Below are 22204 nucleotides of genomic sequence, written 5' to 3' on the forward strand. Positions count from 1 at the left end.
GCAATAACGGTCATTTCGCCATTGCTGTATGCCGACATATGGCAAGATTGGTTAACTTTGTTACAGATGTCTTCCATCAAAGGCGTCGCACGCTTTAAAAGCTGTGCTATCGGTGGATGTTGGTTCGATAACGCAAACATTTTTAGCGTTAATGCATAGGTTGAAGTGTAACTATCGTATTCAATGAACTGTTTTTCGACTAACACAGACAGCATGCGAAAAATTTCGTTAACACTTCTATCTAAGCTTTCGGCTATTTGTTTTTTACTCAACGGTTCATCTTGTTGAGCAAGTAGCTCAAGAATATCTAAGCCTTTTTCTAACGCAGGCGCTCTATATTCAGTTTTTTTAACTGATTCCATTCCCATTTACTCAATACGTGTTCATTAAAACGAGCCGATAATACTCGAAATGAACTTTGTTTGTCTCATACTGATGCCCACTATTTTATAACTGGCATTGTTTATAACTAACATTGTTTATAACTGGCATTAGTATAAATTCACATGTTCAATAACCACACAAGCCTGGGCCCGAAAGAAAACAACCCCAGACTAAGCTGAGGTTGTTCTAGACAGGCTATTAAACTTACTTAATCAAACCCATTGCTTCTGGAAGCGTCATCGAGATTGCTGGAATATATGTAACTAACATCAACACGACGAAAATTGCAAAGAAGAATGGTAGCAATGTCTTAATCACAGAATCAATACTAATACCACTCACCTTACAACCAGTAAACAGAATTGGTCCGACTGGTGGCGTGATCGTACCTAGTGAAAGGTTGAATACCAGTAGAATACCGAACTGTACTGGATCCATACCTAATCCCATACAAATTGGTAGGAAAATAGGCGTAAAGATAAGTACTGCTGGTGTTGGGTCCATAAATGTGCCCACAAACAGCAAGATAATATTAATAATCAATAGAATGATAATAGGATTATCGGTTAGCCCCAGAAGGAAATCAGCGATCATACCGGGAATTTGTGTAAACGCCATTACCCACGACATGATTGACGAAGTTGCCAACATAAAGATAACAATTGCCGTCATTTTTGCCGATTGTAGGAAGATTTCAGGTAGCTTAGAGAAATCTAACGAACGGTACATAGCACTTAATAGTAGCGAGTAGACAACGGCAATTGCTGACGCTTCTGTTGCAGTGAATACACCACCTAAGATACCACCGATCACAACAATGATCAGAGACAAACTTGGGATTGCATCAACCGTTACTTGACCACACTCTTTAAGAGTCATGCGATGTTTTGCGATGTAACCACGACGTTTTGCCATCACACCGGCAACGATCATCACCCCTAAGCCCCATAGGATGCCCGGGATATAGCCACCCATAAACAATGCAGAGATAGAAACGCTACCCGCCACTGTCGCATACACGATCAGAGTGTTACTTGGTGGAATCAACATACCCGTTGGTGCTGATGCAATGTTTACCGCTGTGCTAAAACGTTTGTCGTAACCTTCTTTCTCTTGGATTGGTGACATGATGCCACCGATAGCCGCCGCAGAGGCGACACCAGAACCACTGATTGAACCGAACAACATGTTAGATACAACGTTGGTTTGAGCAAGAGAACCAGGGAAGAAACCACTGACAATCTTTGAGAAATTGATCAAACGTATCGCTATCCCGCCGTTATTCATGATGTTACCAGCAAGAATAAAGAATGGTATTGCGAGCAGAGCGAAGGAGTCTAAGCCAACGAACATACGTTGTGCTGACGTTACCATTGCACCTTGCGCAGGCAGGATAACCATCATTGCGCCGAAAGAGGAAATACCTACCGCGATAGCAATGGGTGCACCGATCACGAGGAAGAAAACCACACCGGCGAACATAATTAGGGCAGCTGTTAATGCTAAGTCCATGACTCACTCCTACTCTGCCGAAGAACGTAATTGCTTCCAGCGCTCGACTAGCTGCAATTCGTTATGAATAAAATAGAAAACCATTAACGCACCACTAATTGGAATTGCTGCGTAAATCGTTCCCATAGGAATTTGTAGAGCAGAATCTAGCTGCCACATTTGGCGTGCTGCACTGCTGTATCCACCAAAGATCATGATTGATAGAGCGAAAGTGACAATCGCTAGCTCAATAAATGCTTCAACAATGATTTGTGTTTTTTTAGAAAACTTCTCTTTAATAAAAGAGATAGCCATGTGTTCTTTCAAACCGAAAACAAGTGCACTACCAAACAACACTAACCAGATGAACAGGTAGCGAGAAAGTACTTCACTTACCGCGCTCGGACTATTGAAAACGTAACGAACAATAACTTGATAAGTAACAAGAATTGTCATTAGGGTAACAATGGAAATACAGAACCAAGAAACAATCTTGTCTAACCAATGTTTTACGACAGAAAAAACTTTAAATAAGCCACTTGGAGTATGGTCTAACATAACATCTTACCTTTATATGGCTAGGCCGAAGGCTAATGAGGCCGAGCACAAAACGCTCGGCCATATTACAGTTGGAAATTATTGCAGTGCTGCAACTTTTTCGAATAGATCTTTTTGCTCTGGAGTCTTGATTAGGTCATGTTGTAGAGCGCTGCAAGACTCTTGGAAAGGTTTGATATCAACTTCTACGAAAGTTGCACCTTTATCCATAGCGGTTTTCTTAGCTGTTTCGATTTGAGCATTCCATAGAGCGAATTCGCTTACTGTGCTCTCTTTCGCTAGCTTTTTGAAAGTCGCTTGGTCTTCTTTAGACATAGTTGATAGGAAGTAGCTGCTTGCTACGACTAGGTCTGGAACCATTAGGTGACGAGTAGCAGAGAAGTATGGAGCCACTTCGTATTGCTTAAGGTCAGCGTAAGTGATTTCGTTGTTTTCTGCACCATCAAGAACGCCTTGTTGTACTGCAGTGTAAACTTCACCTTGGCTCATTGGTACACCAGTACCACCCATGCAAGAAAGCATCTTGATCATAGTGTCAGATTGCATTACACGGATTTTCTTACCTTTCATGTCTGCAACGTTTGCTACAGAGTTACCTTTTGTGTACATGCTACGTGCACCAGCTGTGTAAGCTGTTAGTACTTCAAAACCAAATTTTTGAGTCGATGCAAATAGGTTATCCAGTATGCCAGAAGTAAATACTTTCTCTTGGTGTGCTGAACCTGTGTACACGTAAGGCATGCCGATAACAGCAAATGTTTTGTCGTAGTTTTCAACCAGTGGGTTAGCCACTACAGCCATTTGAATCGCGCCGTTTTGTACTAGTTCAAGTGCTGCACGTTGGTCGCCTAATAGTTCGTTAGGGAAAATGTTTAGCTTGTAACGACCGTCAGTTTCTTTGTTTAGCTTCTCACCGAACTCTTTAAGAGCCAGGTATTGTGGGTGCTTGTCAGATTGGTTGAAAGCCGCTTTGATTTCTGTCGCCGCAGACGCAATTGAAGAATAGCTAAGTGCACTACCAACAACTGTAGCAATAGCAGCTAATTTTAGGGCTGATTTTTTAAACATCATGTCTCTCCGTTGGATGAAAATAAAGTTTTTGCTATCGAATTTCGTTCATATCAACGAAATCCATATCATCGAATGTTTGGTTTTCACCCAACATTCCCCATACAAAACTGTAGTTTTGCGTACCACAACCAGAGTGAATTGACCAACTTGGAGATAGAACAAGTTGATGGTTTCTCACTACGATGTGGCGCGTTTCAGTTGGTTCACCCATGAAGTGGAAGACCACTTGAGATGGTTGAACGTTAAAATATAGATAAGCTTCCATACGACGCTCATGAGTATGAGCTGGCATGGTATTCCAAACACTACCAGGTTTGAGATGAGTAACGCCCATGCAAAGTTGGCAAGTTGGCAGTACATCTGGATGTAAGTATTGATTAATCACGCGGTCATTAGCGGTTTCTAGTGAACCCAACTCAACAACACGAGCTTCACTACGCAAAATAGTACGTGATGGATAGGTGTGATGAGCAGGAGCGCTTAAACAGTATAGTTTGGCGAAATCACCTGCCAATGCACGGAACTCGATATCTTGCTCACCTTTACCTAGGTAAACCGCATCCAGGTGCTCTAACACGTAAACACCGTTTTGCGTACGAACTTCCGCTTTCTCACCTAAGTTCACAATACCCAACTCACGGCGTTGTAAGAAATAGTCAGTACCAAAAGCTTTGTTATCAACAAAGTCTTCAAGTTTTAGAACGGCGTCGCTTGGGCTAATGCCCATCGCAACTACTCGGTCAATGTGGCTATATACAAGTGTGATTTCACCTTGTTTGAACAATTCTTCAGTTAGAAATTCTTCTCTTAAACGATCCGTATCGTAAGACTTCGCGTCTTTTGGATTGTTATTGTAATTAATGTGCATAGCACCCTCCTCTAAGATGGAAGAAATTTAACGCTTATTTATATTTGAATAAATTCATTCATATTTGATTTGTGATCGTTTTGGTACTTTCATCATTACAGGCGACATTTTTATTGAGCTAAATCAAACAAATTGATGATTACATTTATGGAATAAATATTTGAAAAATGATTTCAAAATAATCCTAATCCGATAGACGAACAGACTCATTCGCTTCTATAATCAAAACTTTGTCTCAACCCGGCAAAAGCAAAATCACACAATTAATATATAATTCAATAACTTAAAAGGCTGCTGTTCATGTCTTCTCAACCTACTAACTTTTTCTCTCGCCCTATCGTTGTCTATAGTGTAGCTATATTATGTACATTGCTTTGGGGAAGCGCCTATCCAGCAATAAAAACTGGCTATGCGTTACTGCACATTGAAGCTCATGACGTGGCTTCACAGATGGTTTTTGCTGGTCAACGTTTCCTGTTGGCGGGTATATTTCTGATTATTTTGTCGGTTTTATTTAAACGTCGCACTGGGCCGATTACCACAACCAAAGTGCGCCAAATTGTGATCCTCGGTTTAACCCAAACCAGCCTGCAATACATTTTTTTCTATCTCGGTGTTGCTTTTGCTACGGGTGTAAAAGCATCCATTCTGAACTCTACCGGCACATTTTTCAGCGTACTGTTAGCCCATTTCATCTATCACAATGACCGCTTGACACAAAGAAAAGCTCTCGGCTGTGCTATTGGCTTTTTTGGTGTATTTATTGTCAACTTCAATCAATCATTACTCGATTTTCAGTTTAGTCTACTAGGTGAAGGTTCTGTCATTTTGGCCGCATTTATTCTTGCTGCCGCATCGATCTACGGCAAGAAAATATCTCAGGGCATTGATGCCATGGTGATGACTGCATGGCAATTGGCTATCGGTGGGTTGGCTCTGCTGTGTATTGGTTTTATCTTTGGCGGTCACTCAGGAAATTTCGATTTTGCTAGCAGCGCGTTGTTGATTTATCTCGCTTGTTTGTCATCTGCCGCATTTGCTTTGTGGAGCGTGCTACTAAAACATAACCCTGTCAGTATGGTCACCATTTTCAACTTTTTGGTGCCGGTCTTTGGCAGTAGCTTATCTTCGATATTTCTTGGCGAAACGATTCTTGAATGGAAAAATATCGTTGCGTTAGTCTTAGTATGTAGTGGTATTTATCTGGTAACGATCAGCAATAAAAACCGCAAAACCGCGTAACGTTTATTTAATTTAGCAGGTATCAGGGCAGAACTAACGATGACGTAATCGTTCTGCTCTTTCTTTTTCCTGCTCGACCAAAATTTTCTCATGCGCTCTGAAGAATGGCAGATACAAGAAGTATGCATTCACCATCGCAAAAATCACCATCAAAGCATTCACGACGCTCCCATTCGCCGCCCAGGCAGCACCAATGGGTGCCGGTACAGACCAAGGAATCATCAGCACCACTCGATCGAGAATGTGCGCTGAACTCAAAAACCAGGCAATGGTGGCATTAATCATTGGAATGAACACAAAAGGCAATAAGAACAACGGGTTCATAATGACAGGGAAGCCAAAAAGTATCGGCTCATTGATATTAAATATCGAAGGGATAATCCCTATTTTACCCACTGATTTCAATTGGTTAGATTGACTCTTAATCGCCAAATAGATGAGTGGCAAAGTCGAACCTACTCCACCAACTAAAACAAAGAAATCCCAGAAAGCTGTAAGATAAATGTGCGGCAAAACTGAATATCCTTGCTCTAGCACAGACTGATTTTCTAACAAGTTTGAAGTCCAGAATGGATTCATGATCCCGGTAACAATTAGCGCACCGTGAATTCCTACAAACCATAATAATTGACAGATCAAAATAGAAATCAACACGGCAGCTAAACTGTCTGAAGCAAGAATTAATGGGCGAAAAGCGGCTTCGATAAGTTGCGGAAGATGGGCACCAAACTCACTATCAACCCAAGCATTGAACATCGACAGCGTTGTGACGACAACAAAAATGGGGATCATCAGCTTGAAACTTTGCCGAGTCAAAATTGGCACATCTTCTGGCATTTTTACATACCAACCTCTTGTGATAAAAAACCGCACAACCTCTATCGAGTAGATACTCGCGATAATCGCGGTAAACAAGCCCGAGCCACCTAAATACCGGATGTAACCCGGGCCCATATCATGAAAACCAACCAACAACAAAAATGCGATACAGCCTGTTAAACCGGAAAGACGTTCTGGAAGCTGATAATACTTGGCCAAACTCGCAGCAATGCCGAACGCCACTATGATTCCGACCACACCTATCGTCACCTGATAAGTGGGTAAAAGCACCGGTTTCAACGACGTAGCTAACGCAAACCACCAAATAGAAAAACTAGACTCCGCATCAGCGAAAGGCGGAAATATGAGAGGAATGAAAGTGCACCCTACAAATATAAATGGCATTGCCAACTGAAACCCATCGCGCAGTGCCATCAGATGCTGGCTACGCATAAGGAGCTTTGCAACAGGATGCATGACTTGTTCAACCTGAGAAGCAAACACTTTCATGATGACATGATTCATTTAAAGATTACCGTATAAGTGACTTAACTCTAGAATACCTCAGCTATTTGAAAGCTCGGAAACCGATTGTCAAATTTTGACGGTTTGGGCACACATTTTGGCAACGCTAACTAAAGACTAAGTTAACTCATTAAAAATAAAGCCATTATCTTCCATGCAAATCTATACTCGACTGCAACTATTGCATGCCTAAGCATTTCTTACATAGCTAAGTATTGAAAACCCAGTGATAAAATTCGTTAGTTTAGTCACGAAAAGTCACCCACATTTAATAAATATAGTGATCATTTTCACGCACCAAAGGAAATGCAATGGAAACCGGTTTCCATTGCATTTCCAAAGGAGCATAGTAATGAGGTAACAAGAATGTAAGGAGTACATAAAAATGAAAAAAATCATGCTTTGCTGCTCAGCAGGAATGTCCACATCATTGCTAGTAAGAAAAATGTTGGCCTCTGCTGAGGAAAGAGGAATTGAAGTTGAGATTAAGGCATTTGGAGCAAGTGAATTTGCCAATCAGGTATCGAACTACCAAGTGGTACTTCTTGGTCCTCAAGTGAAATACATGCAAAACGACCTACAACAAGTTGCCAACCAATACGGCATAAAAGTTGAGCCAATCAATATGATGGATTACGGCATGCAAAAGGGAGACAAGGTTTTAGATTTTGCACTGGAACTCATTAGTTAACTTACAGTTCGGTGCTATCCCCTACACCGTTAATCAACCCACTCATCCATGCTCCGTTGATTAATTTTTTGCACCGAACTCTTTTTATTATTCAATACGAGATACAAATCATGAGCGCTTTATACGACAGAATGGTCCATGTTATCGAGCAAAAAATAACACCGATTGCCGGCAAAATTGGTCAACAAAAATACGTAACCTCAATACGCGATGGTTTCATCGCAGCACTGCCATTTATGATTGTTGGTTCATTTATGCTGGTGTTTATCTTCCCTCCATTTTCTCCAGACACATCTTGGGGATTTGCACGGGCATGGCTTGATTTTTCAGCGAGTTATCGTGACGAATTGATGTTGCCGTTCAATCTAAGCATGGGAGTGATGACCATATTCATTTCCGTAGGCATAGGGTCAAGTTTGGCAAGACACCATAATCTTGATGCTGTAACGACAGGCTTATTAGCACTAATGGCATTCCTTCTTGTCGCGGCACCTTTGAAGGATGGTATGATTTCAATGCAATATTTTTCTGGACAAGGCATCTTCACCGCAATCATTACAGCGCTTTATTCTACTGAGCTTTACGCTTACCTGAAACGCAATAACGTCACTATCAAACTTCCTCCCGAAGTACCTACTGGTGTTGCAAGATCATTTGAAATTCTGATCCCGGTTTTGGCGATTATCCTGACACTGCATCCTTTGAATCTGTTTATTGAGGCGCAAACAGGCATGATCATCCCACAAGCCATTATGTCGCTACTACAACCATTGGTTTCAGCGTCTGATTCACTGCCAGCTGTACTACTAGCGGTATTCGTGTGTCAGATCCTTTGGTTCGCGGGTATTCATGGTGCACTGATTGTAACAGGCATTATGAACCCTTTCTGGATGGCAAACTTATCGACCAACCAAGCTGCAATGGCCGCTGGCGAAGCGATTCCACACATTTTCTTACAAGGCTTCTGGGATCACTACTTACTCATTGGTGGAGTAGGCTCTACTCTACCTCTGGCTTTCCTTTTAATGCGTAGCAAAGCCGTTCACCTAAGAACCATTGGTAAACTTGGCAGCGTACCCGGGCTATTTAACATCAATGAGCCGATTTTATTTGGCGCACCAATCATAATGAACCCAGTGTTCTTCTTGCCTTTTATCTTAGTACCAATGTTTAACGCAACACTTGCATGGTTCGCTGTAGACAGTGGGTTGGTGGCACGCGTTGTATCGCTAACACCTTGGACAACGCCAGGTCCTATCGGTGCTTCATGGGCAGCGAACTGGGCACTAAGTCCTGTATTTATGTGCTGTGTATGTATGCTGATGTCAGCAGTATTGTACTTCCCATTTTTGAAAGCTTACGAAAAGACATTGCTTGAACAAGAAGAGCAAAGCAACGCTCAAAGCAACACGGATAAACAACCTGCAACAGCGTAATCCACAACACTAACCTCCATTTTCAATTATCGGGGGCAGCGCTTTCTGCCCTCAAAAAGGATGTAAATATGAATTTTCAATTTCCCAAAGACTTCTACTGGGGTAGCGCTGCGTCAGCCACACAAACAGAAGGTGCCGCTTTTTCTGGTGGTAAAGGTGAGAACATCTGGGACCATTGGTATAAGCAGCAACCAAATCGCTTTCATAATGGTATTTCCGCAACGGATGCTTCGACGTTCTACGAAAACTACAAAACTGATATTCAACTGATGAAAGATATCGGTCATAACAGTTTTAGAACCTCCATCTCTTGGTCACGCATAATTCCTAATGGCACAGGCGACGTTAACCAAGAAGCGGTTGAGTTTTACAACCAAGTGATCGATGAACTGATTGCCAAGGAAATCGAACCTTTTATCTGCCTCTATCACTTTGATATGCCCTTAGCGATGCAAAATATTGGCGGCTTCGAGAACCGTGCAGTACTAGATGCCTACGCATCGTTTGCTGAGGTTTGCTTCAAGTTATTCGGTGACAGAGTTAAGCATTGGTTCACATTTAACGAACCCATTGTGCCTGTAGAAGGTGGGTATCTGTACGACTTTCACTACCCTAACGTGGTCGATTTTAAACGCGCAGCAACGGTTGCTTACCACACGATTCTTGCCCATGCGAAAGCGGTTGAGAAATATCGCTCACTCAATAGTGATGGTCTGATAAATGATGGTCAGATAGGTATTATTTTAAATCTTACGCCTTCCTACCCACGCTCTGAACATCCTGCGGATCTAAAAGCATCGAACATCTGTGACTTGATGTTTAACCGCAGCTTTTTAGACCCAGCAGTGAAAGGTGAATACCCGCAGGAACTGATTGAGTTACTTAAGCACCATGATCAGATGCCGATTATCGAAAATGGTGACTGTGAACTGATTGCCAAAGGCAAAGTGGATGTATTAGGTGTCAACTATTACCAGCCTCGCCGCGTAAAAGCCCGCGAGAATGCAGTGCACCCTGATGCACCGTTTATGCCAGAGTTTTTCTTCGATTACTACCAAATGCCAGGACGAAAAATGAATCCTCACCGAGGTTGGGAAATCTACGAAAAAGGGATTTACGACATCTTAACTAACCTGCGTGAAAACTACGGCAACTTGCCTTGTTACATCTCAGAAAACGGCATGGGTGTTGAAGGCGAAGAGAAGTTTTTGGTTGATGGACAAATTCAGGACGACTACCGAATTGATTTCATTCGCGGCCACCTTGAATGGCTTCACAAAGGCATTGAAGAAGGTGCGAACTGTTTTGGCTATCATTTGTGGACGTTCATCGACAACTGGTCGTGGGCGAATGCATACAAAAATCGTTATGGCTTCTATCAACTTGACCTAAAAACTCAACAACGCTCAGTGAAGAAAAGTGGTGAATGGTTTGCTGAAGTTTCTAAAAACAACGGATTCTAATCGGCTAAGATTTCAACATAAAACGCCGCAAAAACCAAGTCGCACAAGATATGACTAACAACGCCGCAGCAGAACTTATTGAAGAATATTTAAAGGCAACAGCATGGAAAATATAGATTTAGAAGAACAAGTGATGGGTATCATCATTAACGCCGGCCAATCTCGTAGCCTTTGCTACGAGGCGTTACGACATGCAAAAAATGGCGAGTTCGTGGAGGCTAACGCTTTGCTTAAAGAAGCGCAGCAATTTGCCAATCAAGCTCATCTTGTCCAAACCCAACTGATCGAAGCGGACGAAGGCACTGGCAAAACAAAGATGACTCTGATCATGGTTCATGCCCAAGATCATCTGACGACATCGATGTTAGCTAAAGAGTTAGTTATTGAACTTATTGATCTACATAAGAAAATTTCAGCAGCCTAAGTAAAGAGAAATCAGTGCAGTTTTTGTCAATCTCAAGCTGCACTGTTACAAAGCCTTTTATTCTCAACGCTTAAAAGCCAAACAAAACTTGAGCTGCATGTACCAGAAAGAGTAAACTATGAAAACTTTGGGAACCGTTTTCCTATTTATGAAAAATTGAGCAAACTTAAGGTTAATAATTGATGGCAACGATTACCGATGTATCTTTACTTGCAAACGTGTCGAAAGCGACAGTTTCACGCGTAATGAGTGGTAGCCGAGGTGTAAAAGCTGAAAGTCGCGAAGCAGTTCTACGTGCCGCAGAAGAACTCAATTATCGCCCTAATGCTGCTGCCCAATCTCTAGCGAATCAACGTTCTGATTATATTGGCGTTATTCTCTCTTCAAGCGATGCCGGTCAAGTTTCTACTTATCTACCTTTGCTGTCTAAATCACTAAAGCAAAAAGGTAAACACATGCTGGTTCAATTTGCTGAATCGGCGGAAGAGCAATCTCACCTAATTGAAGAACTGATGCAAAGCCACTGTGATGCAATCATCACCCTCGGGGGTAACTGTTCGCACATAGAAAGCGACAAAATCATCTCTATCGATGGCAGTTCAGAGTCCCCTTTTTCTATTGGCTACGATTATAAATTTGCCGCCGAAAGTGCTTGTCGCTTCCTATCAAGTAAAGGTCACACTTCAATTGCACTTGTTCTTGATGATGAACACGCACCTTCACAGCATGTATTGGAAGGTTATAAAACCTGTTTACAGAACTTAGCGATGCCAGTGAACCGTCAGCTCATCGTGACTGCAAATAACAATACGGAACAGTCGATCATGGCGCTGCTCAATAGCTACAGTCCGTTCACGGCAATTGTTGTGATGCGTGATAGCCAGGCAGCGATAGCCATGAATTTACTGCGTGATTTTAACTTAGCGACACCAAACGAAGTGTCCATCATTTCCCTGGAAGACTCACAGCTAGCGAGCCAATTAAATCCTCAGCTCACTTGCATCAGCTATCCTTCCGAGCAATTGGTCGATATAGCGATGGAGCAATTAGATGCCTGTTTAAGTGGTCGAGGAACAGACAAAAAACCATTGGTAACCGGTAAATTGGTCACTCGCGACTCTGTAGCAAATAGAAACTGATTGGATTAACCAACAACTGAAATACCCCGTTTTATTGAATCTATCACTCAATAGAAAAATAGCTCATAAATTCACAGTACGCCTGCGTTTCAAGTTCAATGTCACTTCGATAAAACTGTATTACACTGCCCGGTCTTGCCTGAGCCAACTTCATTAGACTCATTTTTGAAACGCAGCCAATTTTGGGATACCCGCCGAGCGTTTGGCGATCATTCATCAGAATGATTGGCTGCCCATTGGCAGGAAACTGAATCGAACCATAGGCAATGCCTTCCGAAATCACACCACTCATCCCCGGCTGCACAGAATTTCCTTGTAATCGAATACCCATACGATCGGATTTGTCGCTAATCACATAAGGTTTGGCGTAAAACGTCCGTTTTGCCGAATGACTAAATAGATGTGATTGGTAAGATTCAATCACAGCAAGACTGACTTCATTGGTGTATTTGGGAATAAACGCTCTTGGCACCCAGTTAAACTTTTGCGTTTTTTGTGTACTCAGTTGAAACAAGGGCAGAATATCGCCTTTTTGGATCGCTGTGCCGGCAGTTTCTGCTAGCCCCCCGAGCTGGTTACGAACGACTGTCGCACTACTGCCAAACATCTTGGGCACATCAAAGCCACCTGCTACGGCCAAATAACAGCGGAAACCTGTTTTCGCGTAACCCAACTTGAGAGTCTGTCCTTTACGCAAAAGAAAACTGCACCAAGTTGACAGCGGCTGACCATCAATTTGAGGATTGGTTTCCGCGCCTGTCAGCGACAATAAAGTATCTTCTAATGCCTGAAAGCAGGCATTTCCCATTGTGATTTCGAGAACCGAAGCATTGACTGGATTATCAAGCAACTTATTAGCCCAACAGTGCGCGTGAAGATCAGCGGGACCGCCAGCACTTAGCCCATGTCGTGCAACGCCAAATCTGCCAAGATCTTGAATAAGCGTTAGCATTCCCGATGAGATAACTTGCAAACCACTCATAACATACCACCCAATGCCAAAAACTGCTCTCTTGAAATAGGTTCAAAGCGCACTTTATCCCCCACTTCAAACGGCATCATTGGGTCAAGTTCAATGTTAAACAAGTCAATAGGGCAATTACCGATGATCTGCCAACCACCCGGTGTTTGTTGCGGATAAATCGCGGTCTGTTCGTCAGCAATTGCAACACTGCCTTTCGCAACTTTAAGACGAGGCTCTGAACGACGAGGTGTAGCGATTTTGGTATCAACAACGCCTAGAAAAGCAAAACCCGGAGCAAAACCTATCGCGCAAACCGTATACTCTTTCTGGCTATGAATATCTATCACTTGCTGAACACTTAGCTGCTTTTCTTTAGCAATGCGTTCCAAATCTGGCGCAACATCAGGATGATAATACACAGGAAAAGTCACTGTTTTTGACTTGCTGATCACGGCCTTGTCACCACCAATGCAAAAATGAGCCATTTTATCCGCCTGAGTTTGGCACCAATCCATGAGTTCCTGGATATCCACTTTCAGAGGGTGATATTCAATCAACAGCGTTGTATATGAAGGGATCACTTCAAATATTTTACCTTGGTACTTCTCCTGTACCGCATGACTAAACAGAGCAATGCGCTCTATCAACTGCAAATCAATCGAATGACCAAAATAGATAATCAAACTTGTCTCGGATACCCGACAAACTTCTACTTTCATCGTTCAATCACTTTGTTTTATGAATGTCATTAAAGAGCGCCCTTTGCTCTCAATCTTTTTTATTCACTATATACAAACTTAGTAAAACCAAAACAATTATGTTTTATGGGTGACTTCATCTATTGCTGGTTTCACCCCCATGGACGCGGGAATCAACTCAAAACTGTGTTCGTGATTTACGAGTAATTGAGACCTTACTAGAGCGTGTTGATCTTTACGGTATGAAACATTAGCCAGAAACTATGAAAATGTGGTCGCGCTGGCATTTACCCTTTGATCTGCACCATGGCAAAACTGTAAGGATTTGGTTCGGACTGGAAATTTACATTATCTGTTTAACTTGTATTCAAACGAGCAAAATATCAAAACTTCGATCAGTATCAGCTTATCATTTTGTCAAAAATAACATACTATGCGTTTTTAAAATGACATACTTTGGAAACTGTTATGAACATGAATGATTCCGGATATTGCTATTCATTTCCTGCAGTAAGAGGAGTACAAGCTGGACGTCCATTCTATATCGCCACTTGCCCTCTACGTATAGTGCCAAAGATATTTAGCTACAACGAAGATGATGTTCCACCGGAACTTCGTGCACAACGTACTCTGAATAAAACTAGAATTCCAGAGATGGTTAAATACCTCCTAGACAACCCGAAAGATTATGTTTTTTCAGCCTTAACTGCGTCTGTAGGTACATCAATCTCTTTTGAAGAAATCGGGGATGCCCCTAATCTAGGCGTACTTAAAATTCCAATGGATGCACAGATCTTAATCAATGATGGACAACATAGAAGAAAAGCCATCGATGAAGCATTAAGAGAAAACCCTGACCTTGGGCAAGATAACCTGCCTGTACTTTTCTTTGTCGATGAAGGTCTTGAGCGTAGCCAGCAGATGTTTGCTGATTTGAACAAATATGCTGTCAAACCGAGTACTTCTCTCGGGACTCTTTATGACCACAGAGATGAAAGCTCTGAGCTAGCACGTTATCTAGCTATGGAGACGAGGCCATTTATCGGCTTTACTGAAATGGAAAAATCCAATGTCAGCCCTAAGTCGAACAAATTATTTACTCTCAGCGCAATCAAACAAGCAACAAAAGCCTTACTAAGCAAAGGGCCGAGATATGCCTTCAATGACGCAGAACAGCAGCTATCTATCCAGTACTGGGAAGCTGTAACCAGACACATTCCAGATTGGCAAATGATGCTCAATAAAGAAGTTTCACCGAGTCAGTTACGCCAGGAATTTATTCATGCGCACGGCGTGGGGTTACAAGCTTTGGGCATTGTTGGAAAGCAATTACTCAGTGAACACCCAAATGACTGGGAATCTCGTTTAAAACCGTTACAATCCGTCGACTGGCGTAAGGCAAATCCCGATTGGATAAGAAGAACCATGAACCATGGGCGGATATCCAAATCTACGACCAACATAACCCTTACCAGTAATGCATTAAAAATCAAGTTAGGCTTAGCACTAACTCCAGAAGAAAAAGTACTAGAGAAGCAACTGTAATGACCGAACAACTATTACTAGCCGAAGACCTTGATGATTACATCGAGTTCATCAATGAAGAGAACTTCGCTGGCCAAAAACTTAACCATTACATTGCTGACGTACAACGTGTGTATTGTGCAGACAAGCGTCCTTGGGTTATCGGCTATAGTGGCGGTAAAGATTCATCTGCTGTTATGTCTTTGGTCTATATGGCTCTTCTAGGATTACCAAAGGAAGAACGTCATAAACCTGTATTTGTCGTCTCATCGGATACACTCGTTGAGACACCTGTGGTCGTCAATCACATTAAAGACTCACTCGATGCTATTGAGCGCGGTGCCAAGAGAGATGGTTTACCCATTACCACTCATAAAGTGGTTCCGAAAAGCAATGATACCTTCTGGACAAATCTATTAGGTAAAGGCTATCCAGCACCTACACGCTCATTCCGTTGGTGTACAGAACGGATGAAAATTGACCCGGTCAGCGACTTTATCAAGTCAACCGTCTCCAAATATGATGAAGTTATTGTGGTACTGGGTTCTCGAAGCCAAGAGAGCGCCTCGCGTGCTCAGGTAATAGCTAAACATAAAATCGAAGGTTCTCGTCTAGCCCGTCATACCACATTGGCTAACGCATTTATTTTTACGCCAATAGATACTTGGTCTGTTGATGACGTATGGAAAATTCTACGTTTATGCCATTTAGATACCCAAGATACTCCATATGGTGTCAAAAATATCTGGAAAGATGTTTACGAGCTTGAATGGGAAAATCCATGGGGTGGGAAGAACTTAACTCTATGGAACCTGTATAAGGACTCATCTGGTCAAGGTGAATGCCCGATGGTAATTGACGAAACGACACCATCATGTGGCAATTCACGCTTTGGTTGTTGGACTTGTACCGTCGTCACCAAGGATAGAGCAATGGAAAGCCTTATCGAAAATGGTGAAGAATGGATGAGTCCATTATTGGAGTTCAGAAACAAGCTCGCTTTTACTACAGATCCCGCCAATAAAGATGAGTTCCGTAACTTTAAGCGCCGTACAGGTAAGGTCACCTATCAATACGCAAAAGATGGTGAAGATATCACTGCTGAGCGCAAGCACGTTCCTGGCCCTTACTGGCTGAAATATCGTAAGCAGTGGATAACTGAATTGCTCAAGCTAGATAAACAATTCAAAGATGAACAACGTGAAATTGAGCTCATCACTGCGCCAGAGTTACATGCAATTCGCCAAGAGTGGCTTCACGATCCAAATGAACCAGATTGGAATGACTCATTACCGGGTCTTTTTAAAGAAATATACGGTTTTGACTTAGATTGGGTCTACGATGACGGCGCCAGTTTTGGCAAAGATGAAGCGGAATTACTGTCTGAGTTAAGCGAAGATTTCGATATCGAACCAGAAATGGTTATGAAGCTTATTGAGCTAGAAGTATCAATGGAAGGATTGAGCCGCCGTAGTGGCATAGGTGAGAAAATTGCTGCTTTGCTTAAGCAAGATTGGGGCAGCCTCGAATCGATTAAAGAAAAGCATTCCGCGCTCCAAAGCCGTGCAGAATATGATGTGCACCAAAAAGAAATCGACCGCTACAACCAGCAGTTAGAAGAAATTGAACTAGTCATGAAAAAAGAGTTTTAGGCCACAACGATGTTAATTACCAAACTAAGTCTTAATAATTTTCGCGTCTTTTGTGGACTCCATGAGATCGATCTAACGCCTTCAGAGCCCATCTCTCACATATCTGGAAAAACTGTACCTGGTTCAGAACGCCCTATTATTTTATTTGGCGGTCTAAATGGTGCGGGGAAAACGTCTATTCTTACAGCCGTTCGTCTTGCTCTTTATGGTCGACAATCTTTTGGTAAACCTCTACATAACAATGAGTATATTGAAGAGCTATCTCAATTAATCCACAAGGGTAACAGTATCAATGCACCTGAAACGGCTTACGTAGAGTTGGAATTTACCCATAACCAAGCAGGAAGAGAAAGCTTATATAAAGTTACGCGTAGCTGGAAACGTGGTAAATCAGACAACTTAACGCTTGAGCAAGATGGGCAACCTCTCACTGAATTAAGCTACGAACAGTGCCAAAGCTTTTTAAATGAGCTCATTCCAAATGGTATCGCAGATCTGTTCTTCTTTGATGGAGAAAAGATTGCTGAACTCGCTGAAGATGAATCGGGTACCGTGCTCAATACAGCAGTGAAACGCCTGTTGGGTCTGGATGTAATCGCGAAACTCAAAAGCGATCTCAATATCTACCTCAAAAAGCATGGTGCTTCATTACTTGAGCAATCTATCAAACAGCAACTTGATGTTTTGGATGAAAAACGTATTCAGCATGAACGCAGCTCGGAGAAGTTACGTTATGAAGCCAATCAAGTACTCATTCAAATTGAACATGAATCGCAACACATACAAAAGCTGGAAGCCGACCTTTCGAGCAATGGTGGAGCTTGGGCACAAACGCGTGAGCAAGAGCAAGACAAGATTGACCAACTGTTAAAAGAAAAAGTCGAGTTGGAGAAACATATCCGCATGGAAATGGAAACCAGTCTACCCTTTGCTCTCGCACCAAATGCTATGAAATCACTATTAGTACAGATTGAAAAAGAGAAAGCTGTTAAACAGCGTCAATCTTTTACTAAAGAACTGGATGGATTTCTTGATAGACTTCGTAGAGATCTCAGCTTCCGTTTGACAGACTCGTCTGTCGCTATGGAAGCTGTTACAGACTGCTTTAACGACTATATTAAGGATGATGACGAACAACTACTATTAGACATTTCAGAACGTCAGGCAAACGCCATTGACTATCAAATCAATCAAAGTGGTAATCAATCATTCCAGCGTTTTGATGATTCACGCCATCGCCTATCAGAAGTCGAAGATCAACTAGACAACATCTCACAAAATGTTGCACGAGCTCCTGAAAAAGAGCAATTGCAGGATACACTAGATAAGATCCGAGCCAAAGATAAGAAGAAACAAGAATTATCCAACGATTATCGAGTGCTGCTCGAAGATGCTAAGCAAGAGCTTAGACTAGCACTTGAAACCGCTCGGCATATACAAAAACTGCACGATAAACATCGTGACAATGCCAACAAAAACGCTAGCGTTGAAAACGCACAAAATACGATTTTATTAATGGATAAGTTTGCTGAACAGCTGACTAAAGCTCGAGTGAAATCTTTAGAGCAGCATTTTGTTGAGTCATACAAGAAACTAGCTCGTAAAGAAGATCTACAGCTTACGGCAACTATCAATCCAAAGACCTTTGATGTTGAGCTTGTTGATGAAGATGGTAACAAAATCAATCGTAAAGCAATGTCTGCTGGTGAAAAACAGATCTATGCGATCTCCATTCTTGAAGCTCTTGGCAAAACATCTGGACGTAAACTACCGATTATCATCGATACACCGTTAGGTCGTTTGGATTCACATCACCGTGATAAGCTCGTTGAAAACTACTTCCCGACAGCCAGTCATCAGGTTGTGATTTTATCGACCGATACGGAAATTGATAAAGACTATATCAACCTAATCCAGGATGATATCGCCAAGACTTATGAAATATGTTTTGACGGTAAGACAAAATCATCTCACCTAACACAAGGCTATTTCTGGAAAAATGCAGTACAGGAGGCAGTGTAATGCTACCAAACCGTATGAACTTAACTCGTTCGACTGAAGAACAACTGAAAAAGCTGAAAGGCTACACAGGGGTTACACCAAACGTCTCCGCGCGCATCGCGTTCTTCCGCTCAATTGAGAGTGATTTTAGATACACAGGTGAAGAAGCCAAGTTAGATGGTCCATTAGTATTGGATAAATTTACTTGGCTTGGTGAAACTGCTGATGTGACAGAAATGATGTTGAAGCTGTATTATCCTGATTTGGATAGCAAGCAGCACCAACAGGCTTGGGCTGCTCATGTTGAGGATGGGATAGCATCTATACGCAACATCCGTTCACTAGCAAATTTAGCTGATAATCTTAACTAAAATTAACTAAAGCAGCACAGAAGTTTTTTACTGTGCTGCGAAATAGTATGTAAAGTAAATATAGTTACAAACCAAGCTGTTGCTTGATTTCATCTCTTATTTGACCTCGTCCGATACCAGAATAATTTACAGTTAGTTTTGCTAATTCTTGAATATTGATTTTACTTATTTCCATCAATACTAAACTTGTATCATTATCAAATTTTACCAATAGTAATTTCAATATATCAAATGATGCCTGTATACCAATAGTCTTATACATAAAGCTAGTATTTATAGACCAAACATTTTCTTTTAGGTAATTAAAGAAAGAGTTTATCACCTCATAAATCGCAGCATCTTTTTTATTTAAATAGAGGTATCTTAGAGGTGGAGAGTTATTACCGAGTTCAAGATCCACCCTCCTATTTTTAATAAGTTTTTTTTCATGTATTTTATATCTATCTGTTGTCGGATTTTTTGATATAAGACGACATATTCCTTCAACGATAGTTGATGTAGATATAAACCAGTCAACATCGACATCACTATACTGATATTTTTTCATACCAAAATTTATACGATCATAAAATGGAGAATCAGGTTCTTTATTTAATAATCTGGATATATATATTGCAAGAGTATCTGGAGCCCAAAATTCCCTATCAGTTGAATCTAAGTCATAACCGAACAACTGATAGGCAAGACTCTTATCAACCTTCTGCTGATTGAAGTTAATTGTAGCAAATATTTCAGCTTGTTGTGGTGGCATCAATTCCATATATATTGCGCATACAACTCTGAAGTTTTCATCTAACTTACCTGACTCTAAAGCTTGTTGTAATCCGGCAAGTCTATGTTGACCATCAACTATCGAAGCACATTTATCCTTGGTTGGCACTATTAAATAGTCATTATCATTTATATACCAACATTTTTCCTCATCAGCCAGCTCACCATTACTTAATACGTTTGCTGATAATATAATAGCATTGGGAAAAAGAGCATTTTGTGTTAACGCGAAAGAAGATATATCTCTAACCCTCTTTTCATTAATCCCACGCTGAACACCGTTTAAAGATTCATTGCCAAATACTGCAGGAAAAGAATAACAAACTTCGACAAGTTTACTAACAGGAATCGATGCAATATAAAAATCACTATATGGCTGGCTCACATATATCGCTTTTTCTTCTAAAAAGTTATCCATTACATTTATTCCTCAAGAATTTCTTTGCTGACATTTGAACCACCACTTGCTGCATTCTCTTCGGTAGGTTTCTGGTAAGCAGGATTATCAACATTACCTAATATCCAGAGATACATACTTAATATCCATGCAAAAAAAGCGCACCAAGTAAAACTATTCATGCTAAAACCCAATGCGAATAAAAAGCAAATTAATACAATTGCTACTATATAAAGTATTACAAACCAAACTGTTGAAACTCGCTCGAGGTTTTTGTTATTTATAATAGATATAACTTTATCAAAGCTAAGCACTACGAGTAGAGGAACAGAGAAACCTATTAAATTCAGAGCATTAAAGCTATCAACAAATCCAGTCAATGTCCTATTTTTATCTATTATTATTGGCTTAACCCAAACTCCGAATGTACCAATAAACAAAATAAATACGAAAAAAAACAGGAAGAATAAATGATTCTTAAAGAAACAAAGAGTCTTTCTGACCAATTCCCCCCAAAAATCTGATATTTTATACATGAGTCACCTTAACTTATATTCCCCAGAATTAACTTTTTCGAAAATATCCTTTTTCCCTAAATATGCACTTAAATCAGAACAATGATTATATATAGTTCTTCTAACGATCACATCCCACGTTGCAGGAAAATCTTTATTGTAATTATTTAATATATAATTATTAATTTCTTTTAACTTAAGCGTTTTTCTTCCATAGAATTTATACGCATCAAGAATATAGCCTAACCAATTTTCAGTATTCCTATCATTTTTTGTCACATTATTAATTTGACTGGACGCTTCAGCTGTAAAAGAAAACTCAAGATAACTCTTGAATAACCTTTCGAATTCGGTTATTGACATAGAATAAAAATGATTACCAGTTTCATGTAAAAATTCATTAATTAACTCCGGTTTAACTCTATTATATTCATTACACCGCCAATCACTTTTAACATCATCAGATATCAATATTACTGGTAAATTCTCGATCTTTGACTTATCAATTAGGGATCTCCAAATTATATAGTCTCCATATTTACAATCCACTGATATCCCGTTAAAAACTAGCAGATTAGTTTTATCAGAATCTTCAAAACCAGGCGGAATATTCTTACTAAATCGACCATCTGCTTCATTTATTAATCTATCCAGTCCAAGTGCATCAATAGGCTCTCCAACATGACCGTCAAACACACTAAAAATAGTATCAATCAACTTATCTTTCTTTGAAGTGTTTAAATTTTTCTTATGCCTTTCCAGAATTACATGCATATTGTCAAAACACTCTGATAACTCACTATTTAAGCTAAATAGTCCACCACGTTTACCGCCAATAGTGGATGCTCCTTGTACATCTTTTTTGAACTTAGCAAATTGCTTTCTAATATCATCGATTCTACTTTTACTCTGATTTATTACTTTCTTTCTATTTACATTAAATTCTAGCGCTGCATGATGTGGAATCCAAATATCAAACTTTTCTTTATTTTTGATATTTTCAATTAGAGAAACCACTTGTTCTTTAACTTCAAATTCATAACGATATAAGTTAAGTAGAATGTTTGCATCAAACGAAACAATTATCTTTTTTTCGTTTAATAAGTATTGTGAAACATAATCTTCACTATAACCTGCAAAAAGCTCCTTCATATATCCCCTCAAAAACGATTCATTTTGTAAATAGGTACTCTATAGAAT

General features: G+C 40.7%; 21 protein-coding genes. 10 read left to right on the top strand and 11 right to left on the bottom strand.

The window, feature by feature from the left end; genetic code table 11:
• The 5 genes from ACK5MF_RS01400 to kduI all read right to left on the bottom strand — a co-directional run.
• Window positions 1–362: IclR family transcriptional regulator (locus tag ACK5MF_RS01400; RefSeq protein ID WP_416918647.1), on the bottom strand; the 362-nt coding region annotated here is incomplete at its 3' end.
• A 226-nt stretch (window positions 363–588) separates the two neighbouring features.
• Window positions 589–1896, bottom strand: coding sequence for a TRAP transporter large permease (locus ACK5MF_RS01405; protein WP_416918649.1), 1308 nt, complete (start codon window positions 1894–1896; stop codon window positions 589–591).
• A 9-nt stretch (window positions 1897–1905) separates the two neighbouring features.
• Window positions 1906–2433, bottom strand: coding sequence for a TRAP transporter small permease (locus ACK5MF_RS01410; protein WP_416918651.1), 528 nt, complete (start codon window positions 2431–2433; stop codon window positions 1906–1908).
• Between the two features lie 78 nt (window positions 2434–2511).
• Entirely contained in the window at window positions 2512–3501 is a 990-nt protein-coding gene (locus ACK5MF_RS01415; RefSeq protein ID WP_416918761.1) for a TRAP transporter substrate-binding protein, read from the bottom strand.
• 34 nt (window positions 3502–3535) lie between these two features.
• Window positions 3536–4372 carry a 5-dehydro-4-deoxy-D-glucuronate isomerase gene (kduI, locus tag ACK5MF_RS01420; protein WP_416918653.1) on the bottom strand — a complete coding sequence of 279 codons (837 nt, stop codon included), beginning with the start codon at window positions 4370–4372 and terminating at the stop codon, window positions 3536–3538.
• A gap of 300 nt (window positions 4373–4672) precedes the next feature.
• On the opposite strand from kduI, the gene ACK5MF_RS01425 reads away from it, so the two are divergent.
• Window positions 4673–5614 (top strand): DMT family transporter, encoded by a 942-nt coding sequence (locus ACK5MF_RS01425; protein ID WP_416918655.1) that lies wholly within the window; start codon window positions 4673–4675, stop codon window positions 5612–5614.
• 33 nt (window positions 5615–5647) lie between these two features.
• Here ACK5MF_RS01425 and ACK5MF_RS01430 read toward each other — a convergent pair whose 3' ends face one another.
• Window positions 5648–6958 (bottom strand): PTS sugar transporter subunit IIC, encoded by a 1311-nt coding sequence (locus tag ACK5MF_RS01430; RefSeq protein ID WP_416918657.1) that lies wholly within the window; start codon window positions 6956–6958, stop codon window positions 5648–5650.
• Window positions 6959–7343: 385 nt separating this feature from the next.
• Here ACK5MF_RS01430 and ACK5MF_RS01435 point away from each other — a divergent pair, with 385 nt between their 5' ends.
• The 5 genes from ACK5MF_RS01435 (at window position 7344) to ACK5MF_RS01455 (ending at window position 12111) form a co-directional block, all read left to right on the top strand.
• Window positions 7344–7649: a PTS sugar transporter subunit IIB gene (locus tag ACK5MF_RS01435; RefSeq protein WP_416918659.1), complete on the top strand. Its 306-nt coding sequence runs from the start codon at window positions 7344–7346 to the stop codon at window positions 7647–7649.
• A 110-nt stretch (window positions 7650–7759) separates the two neighbouring features.
• Window positions 7760–9085, top strand: a complete 1326-nt coding sequence (locus ACK5MF_RS01440) for a PTS sugar transporter subunit IIC (RefSeq protein WP_416918661.1) — start codon at window positions 7760–7762, stop codon at window positions 9083–9085.
• Window positions 9086–9153: 68 nt separating this feature from the next.
• Complete coding sequence (locus ACK5MF_RS01445; RefSeq protein WP_416918663.1) at window positions 9154–10548, top strand: glycoside hydrolase family 1 protein; 1395 nt, start codon at window positions 9154–9156, stop codon at window positions 10546–10548.
• Between the two features lie 103 nt (window positions 10549–10651).
• Entirely contained in the window at window positions 10652–10972 is a 321-nt protein-coding gene (locus ACK5MF_RS01450; RefSeq protein ID WP_416918665.1) for a PTS lactose/cellobiose transporter subunit IIA, read from the top strand.
• 182 nt (window positions 10973–11154) lie between these two features.
• Window positions 11155–12111, top strand: a complete 957-nt coding sequence (locus ACK5MF_RS01455) for a LacI family DNA-binding transcriptional regulator (RefSeq protein ID WP_416918667.1) — start codon at window positions 11155–11157, stop codon at window positions 12109–12111.
• A 43-nt stretch (window positions 12112–12154) separates the two neighbouring features.
• Here ACK5MF_RS01455 and ACK5MF_RS01460 read toward each other — a convergent pair whose 3' ends face one another.
• Window positions 12155–13093 carry a biotin-dependent carboxyltransferase family protein gene (locus ACK5MF_RS01460; RefSeq protein ID WP_416918669.1) on the bottom strand — a complete coding sequence of 313 codons (939 nt, stop codon included), beginning with the start codon at window positions 13091–13093 and terminating at the stop codon, window positions 12155–12157.
• A complete protein-coding gene (gene pxpB, locus ACK5MF_RS01465) occupies window positions 13090–13794 on the bottom strand; it encodes a 5-oxoprolinase subunit PxpB (protein WP_416918671.1) in 705 nt (234 codons plus the stop codon). Before pxpB ends, ACK5MF_RS01460 begins: the two co-directional genes overlap by 4 nt.
• Window positions 13795–14241: 447 nt before the next feature.
• Here pxpB and dndB point away from each other — a divergent pair, with 447 nt between their 5' ends.
• From dndB to dndE, 4 genes are read left to right on the top strand one after another with little or no spacing between them, the layout of a single operon-like run.
• Window positions 14242–15318, top strand: coding sequence for a DNA sulfur modification protein DndB (gene dndB / locus ACK5MF_RS01470; RefSeq protein ID WP_416918673.1), 1077 nt, complete (start codon window positions 14242–14244; stop codon window positions 15316–15318).
• Window positions 15318–16949 (top strand): DNA phosphorothioation system sulfurtransferase DndC, encoded by a 1632-nt coding sequence (locus ACK5MF_RS01475; RefSeq protein WP_416918675.1) that lies wholly within the window; start codon window positions 15318–15320, stop codon window positions 16947–16949. The genes dndB and ACK5MF_RS01475 overlap by 1 nt, the downstream gene beginning before the upstream one ends.
• Window positions 16950–16958: 9 nt before the next feature.
• A complete protein-coding gene (dndD, locus tag ACK5MF_RS01480) occupies window positions 16959–18971 on the top strand; it encodes a DNA sulfur modification protein DndD (protein WP_416918677.1) in 2013 nt (670 codons plus the stop codon).
• Window positions 18971–19321: a DNA sulfur modification protein DndE gene (gene dndE, locus ACK5MF_RS01485; protein ID WP_416918679.1), complete on the top strand. Its 351-nt coding sequence runs from the start codon at window positions 18971–18973 to the stop codon at window positions 19319–19321. The genes dndD and dndE overlap by 1 nt, the downstream gene beginning before the upstream one ends.
• A 64-nt stretch (window positions 19322–19385) precedes the next feature.
• On the opposite strand, the gene ACK5MF_RS01490 is transcribed toward dndE, so the two are convergent.
• From ACK5MF_RS01490 to ACK5MF_RS01500, 3 genes are read right to left on the bottom strand one after another with little or no spacing between them, the layout of a single operon-like run.
• Entirely contained in the window at window positions 19386–20510 is a 1125-nt protein-coding gene (locus tag ACK5MF_RS01490; protein ID WP_416918681.1) for a DGQHR domain-containing protein, read from the bottom strand.
• Window positions 20511–20515: 5 nt separating this feature from the next.
• Window positions 20516–21025, bottom strand: coding sequence for a hypothetical protein (locus ACK5MF_RS01495; protein ID WP_416918683.1), 510 nt, complete (start codon window positions 21023–21025; stop codon window positions 20516–20518).
• A 3-nt stretch (window positions 21026–21028) separates the two neighbouring features.
• Entirely contained in the window at window positions 21029–22156 is a 1128-nt protein-coding gene (locus tag ACK5MF_RS01500) for a PIN-like domain-containing protein (RefSeq protein ID WP_416918685.1), read from the bottom strand.
• Window positions 22157–22204 lie beyond the last annotated feature (48 nt).

This window comes from Vibrio sp., from assembly GCF_047973365.1.
Lineage (GTDB): Bacteria > Pseudomonadota > Gammaproteobacteria > Enterobacterales > Vibrionaceae > Vibrio.